At 35.8% G+C, this 5,507-nt stretch carries 3 protein-coding genes; 1 reads left to right on the forward strand and 2 read right to left on the reverse strand.

Features of this window, described 5'->3' with window-relative positions:
• Window positions 1-131: 131 nt before the first annotated feature.
• Window positions 132-1,343, forward strand: coding sequence for a hypothetical protein (locus ENL20_10005; GenBank protein ID HHE38889.1), 1,212 nt, complete (start codon window positions 132-134; stop codon window positions 1,341-1,343).
• Window positions 1,344-1,600: 257 nt separating this feature from the next.
• On the opposite strand, the gene ENL20_10010 is transcribed toward ENL20_10005, so the two are convergent.
• Both ENL20_10010 and ENL20_10015 read right to left on the reverse strand, forming a co-directional pair.
• A complete protein-coding gene (locus ENL20_10010) occupies window positions 1,601-3,475 on the reverse strand; it encodes an adenylate/guanylate cyclase domain-containing protein (protein ID HHE38890.1) in 1,875 nt (624 codons plus the stop codon).
• Window positions 3,476-4,097: 622 nt separating this feature from the next.
• Entirely contained in the window at window positions 4,098-4,484 is a 387-nt protein-coding gene (locus ENL20_10015) for a hypothetical protein (protein ID HHE38891.1), read from the reverse strand.
• Between the last annotated feature and the right edge of the window lie 1,023 nt (window positions 4,485-5,507).

Consider the following 5,507-nt stretch of genomic DNA (forward strand, 5'->3'; position numbering starts at 1 on the left):
ATGCAATAATATCCCAAATCCCCGAGTATGATTACTTGCTTCGTACTTTTTGGAAAATAGACTTTTATCGTCAATAAAAAAAAATCTTTACATTACAAAAAAAGAAATAATCATTGTTGCAGGATAGGAAAATGAAGAAATATATTAAGATTTTATTTTGGGGTTTGATCCTTTTCCGGTATTCCCTTTATCCTGATCCTGAACTCCCTGATTGGAAATTCGATGATGAATATAAAGCGACCAGAATTTTCCTGCATAATTTTGCCACTTATGATTTCCATCCGTTATGGGAACTGGATTATGAAAAAAACCTGCTGAAGAAAAATGAATTGCTTCTCTCTTTCGGCAGCACTCATGTTAAAGACCTTTCCAATGAAATTAAAATGAATATTAATCAGGAACTGGGAAAAGGATGGTGGTTTCGCTCTAATTTTTTTCGACATCAAACCCAATATAAAGATAAACAGGAAGAATATTTTTATATGGGTTTTGAGAGAAGGATTTATAAACATCTGTCCATTTTTTCCATGTGCAATGCCGAATACGACAAAGAATTTATAGATCTCGATCTGGGATTTTCCATAAAAAATAAAACATCGGAAAAGTATTTTAGACTCGCTCTTTCTTATGATGATTTTCTTTATGATGAGAAGAACCAGATTGGCGGGAGAGTAACCAGAGAACCGCTGGGAATAACCTGGCAGATTCGGTATGGAAATAATAAATTTAATTTCTTCACAACAGGCAAAGTACTGAATCCCTTCCAGATCAAATTTGAAAACCAGGAATTATCTCCGGATATTTATTTAACGGAAGATCAGACAAATAATTCAACTGCAAAAATATACTATTTCTTTCAGGAAGAACTGTTTTCGGAATTTAAATGGAAATATTATTTATTTACAGAAAAGAAGCTCTTTTATGAATCGGAAAATGATTACTCATATAAAAATGTAATAAATGACTTTTCCCTGCAGCTCTCCTGCCTGATTGATAACAATATAGCGATCCGACCGGTTTTGCATTATGTTTTCCAGGAAGCAACTGCCAAGGGAATAAGAAATTACGATTTTAAACGAAAAGAGATCATGCCTGCTGTATTCTGCGAATATAATTTAAAAAACACGATCTGGGAAGCAGGACTATTGGGTACAGTTTACAAAGCAGATATGGATGACATTATATTTGAAAACGATTATTTTTATAGAAACGATGACCTGAAATTCTATTTATGCTGGATCTATAACTTTTCAAAGAACACGAAACTGAAATTCTCCCTCAGCCATGTTTTTGCTGTGCATGGTTTTGGCGGCGGGAATTTGCAGTATATGATGAGGTTTTGATAATATTAGATTTATCTCCCACACATTGTTAACAAACAAACATGTTCCCGTGCTTTTCCATCATTCCCAAAGCCCTCTCTGGGAACGCTCGTCGGATTCATGAATGCAATCTCTCATTATATCCTCGTTCCCACGTTCCTGCGTGGGAATGCTTGTTTTGACGCTCTGCATTGTAAATAGTTGTTTTGAAGCAGGAGCGTCCGATTTTACATTCCAAGGCAGGAGCATTGGAACGAGAATGTATTTTTCAGCTGTTTTTATATTTCCTCTTTGATCCCGATCAGTTCATAGATATTGATGGGTTTTTTCTTTCCTTTAACTTTTGCTTCGTCCAGGTATTTGACGATCAACCTGTTCTTTGCCATTTCATAAGTCTGCTCGCTGATAATGATCTTGTTTTGCGTTTCATATTCTTTATTAGCGGATTCTAATCTTGCTCCGGCATTGATGGTATCACCGATCGCCGTATAATCGAAGATCTGTTCCGAACCGAGATTCCCGACTGTAGCAATTCCGCTGTGAACTCCGATTCCTGTTTCAAACGGATCTTTGCGTTCATTTTCCCATTTAAGATGAAGTTCTTTTAATTTCTGTCTCATCTCAAAAGCAGCTTTACACGCCCAGAAAGCATGATTATCCAGTTCCACCGGAGTCCCGAAAAGAGCCATGATCGCATCACCTACAAATTTATCAAGAGTTCCTTTATTGTTCAAGATCACTTCGACCATTGCAGTCAGGTATTCGTGCAGAATAATAACGGTTTCCCTGGGAGTATGACTTTCCGTATAAGGAGTGAAGGAGCGAATGTCCGAGAAAAGCACACTTATCTCTTTTTCAGAACCTCCGTATTCCAGCATTTTCGGATCCTTGAGCAGTTCGGTTACCAGTTCCGGTGATAGATATTGTTTGAAAGCACTTTTTATGAATTTCCGCTCTTTCGCAGTTTTTACATATTGGAAGACCAGTCCAATGATATAAATAATAATGATCAAAGCAGGAAGTTCCAAAACAGTAAAAAGGATATTTTTATTTTTGAAAATATAATAGGAAAAGAGGACAAAACCGATGATCAAGACAAAATTGATCGCGATCGTGATCGTTGGTTTGACATTTGTGTTGAATATGAACAGGATAAAACAGAGCAGAAAAAAGATGATCAACCAGGAGAGGGATGAAAAACGATAAAGAAAATCCATGTTTTTGACCATTTCAATGAAATTAGCATGGATCTCTACTCCGGGCATAGGTTGTTTTGTCAGTTTGTTGAAAGGAGTATCGTGAGAATCATGAAATTCATCCGCTGAAACACCGATCAAAACGATCTTATCCCTGAATTCGTCCTTGATCTCGTAAAATTGATTTATATCCATTTCCAGGTTCTGCTCAAATTCCGAAACAAAAGTCGAGTCATCGATCACATCGGAGAAATCATAATAATTGAAAGTCTCCTGGGGACCATAATAATTTATTAAACAGCTTTTAGAGGTTATTTTAGGAATAAACCTGTCCCCTATCCGGAAAAATTTGTTCGTATTTTCGATTTCCTTAGCCCAACCGATATTCTTCTCCAACATGGCAAAAGAGATCACTCCAATTGAGTATTTTTCTTTTTTCCCTCTCATCTGGAACATTTCATAACGACGCACAAAGCCATCATCATCTGAGGAGATATTAACAGTTCCCCAGGGAATTCCTCTCTTGTTTATTGCTTTGATGGGAGGAAGATTCTGCTGCTTAATATGATCTTCTTTAATTGTTTTGATCAGCTTACCGGCAAAAATTATGTTGTTGTATCTTGCAGCAGTTTGAGCTAAAAGCTCATCAGATTCAGGATTGGATTCTTCCGTGAATTCGATATCAAAAATTATCTGTTTGACTCCCGCATTTTCCAGGTTTTCGATGAGATGAGCATAATACTCGCGGGGAAAGGGCCACTGCTGGTTTAAAGTATTGAAAGTTTCATCTCCAATCTCGATAATCACAACTTCATTGGAAATGTCTCGTGGTCCTCTTAAGAGGAATAAAAGGTCTTGAGATTTATGCTCCAGGTTTTCCCAGAAACTGGTAACAAAAATGATTCTTAAAAAAATAAAAATAACAAATGGGACAATTATATACTTTAAGTTTTTCATTGGTTTATCCAAAAAAATATTATTTACTTTCCGAAGCTTTCTGACGAAGGAATTCTTCCAGCAAAGATTCGGAAAGTTTTCTCTAATTTCAATTTAGGTTGGACTTGACTCGCAGCGAAGTGTGAGTCGAGAATAACAAGACAAATAAATGTTGCAATTCCATTATCACCGAACCTTCCGAATTTTCTAATGTGAGAAAATTATGAAAGATAAACTTCGGAAGGGAATCTCGACTTTCCGAAGCTTCCCCACGAAGTAATTCTTCCAACAAAGATTCGGAAAGTTCTCTCTCAATTCACTTGAAGTTGAACTTGACTCGCAGCGAAGTGTGAGTCGAGAGCAACCTGTCATACAAATGTCGCAATTCTCAACTCACATTCTATTGCAGCTTCCGAATCATTTCGAGTTGAGTTTTATTATATAGTGCTTGAACGAAAACTCAGTTTTTTCTATCACAAACTCCCCTGATCCCTCTTTGACAAAGAGGGGAAACAATTGTGGATAAAGCGATTTCGTGATCCTCGTTCTCCCCTCTCTTTGCTAAAGAGAGAGGCTGGGGGTGAGTTTTCGGTCAGATACTAGATAAAATAATGGACAATCATTTAAAAAGCGGATTTAGATTTTATTTCGCATCCATATATTTCACAGAAATCAGTCTGTGTCCGATCATATCAACAGCAGCTCCGCACTGTTCAAGTATGATATAACCAACTAAAGGTTCATATTCTCCATTTTCAGGTTTCATATCTAAAAACAATACTTCATTGTAAATTGCTCTAAAACCTTCGACTTTTATCTTTACCGGTCCGCAAACCAAACCTTTTACTATTTCTTGAGTTGCAGTTTGAAGTTCGACTGTTTCCTCTGATTCAAAATCATTAAACCGTTCTTTCCATGCCAATGGTAATGTCAGATAACTTGCATCTGTATCAACCAGAGCATCAAGTTTTAAGGAATATCCCGATTGGGAAATATTTTCAATATCGACTGTTGTAACTATTCTCCCCATTTTTCCCTCTTTAGATATTTGAATTGAATTTTAATCAAAAAACTTCCGAAGCTAATTAAAATTCCGGAAGTTTTAATAGCATCTTTTTAGAACTTCTGACCAATCTTAAAACGCCAGTTATAAGCAGAACTGTTATCATCCTCATCATGATACATTCTCAAACCGAGATCAGTACTGGCAAATGTATTTGGTGTGAAATAGTAGGAAGTTCCAAGGTTCATCAGTTGTGTAGATTGACTTTCCGCATCTCCTCCGAAGAATGTATGTTTGAAATCGATGAAAGGTCTTAATTTTTCTTCCAGGAAAGTCATTGCTCCTTTCAGATAGATGGAATTATAGTTGTATTTTGTTTCAAGATCAGTTCCGGAAGTTGAATCATAAGTTGTATCATCGTTCATATTAAAGGATAATGATAAAGTAGTTGTGAGAGGAAGTTCTGTGAATTTGCTTTTTGCAGTTAAAGAAACATTATTCATTCTATAATCGTAAGATTCAAATTCCTTATCTTTATTGCTGGAATTATAAAATCCCAGACTGAAATGAGTTGGAGCAAAAGAAATTGTTTCAACTTCGTATCCAACACCGAAATTTATGTTTGTTGTCTGAACATCCATAGCGTTAGTATCATCTGCATCATTATTGGATGTATTATTACTGAAACCGACTCTGAAATACGGATAATCAACAGGTTTATAAAGAAGTTGAGTCGAGTAATTCAAAGATTTATTGGTAATTTCATTTTGTTTTTCCAAATTATCGGAAAGAATATTTAAACTCATATTTAAAGATAACCTGTTATTCAATAAACTTAAATTATCATAAATTCCGATTATTTGAGAATCATTCTGCAGGTAACTGGACGAAAGAGAATTATAACTCGCTCCAATTGCAGAATAGGAAAAAGTGATCAAATTGCTGACTGAATTACTTCTGACAAATCCTCTTAAAAAAGTTCTGTAAGCAAGATTGGTCAATCCCGGTATGAATGGTTCTACATATTCGTTCAATACAAAGATATCTTCG

The sequence above is a fragment of the Candidatus Cloacimonadota bacterium genome (genome assembly GCA_011372345.1).
In the GTDB taxonomy this organism is placed as follows: Bacteria; Cloacimonadota; Cloacimonadia; order Cloacimonadales; family TCS61; genus DRTC01.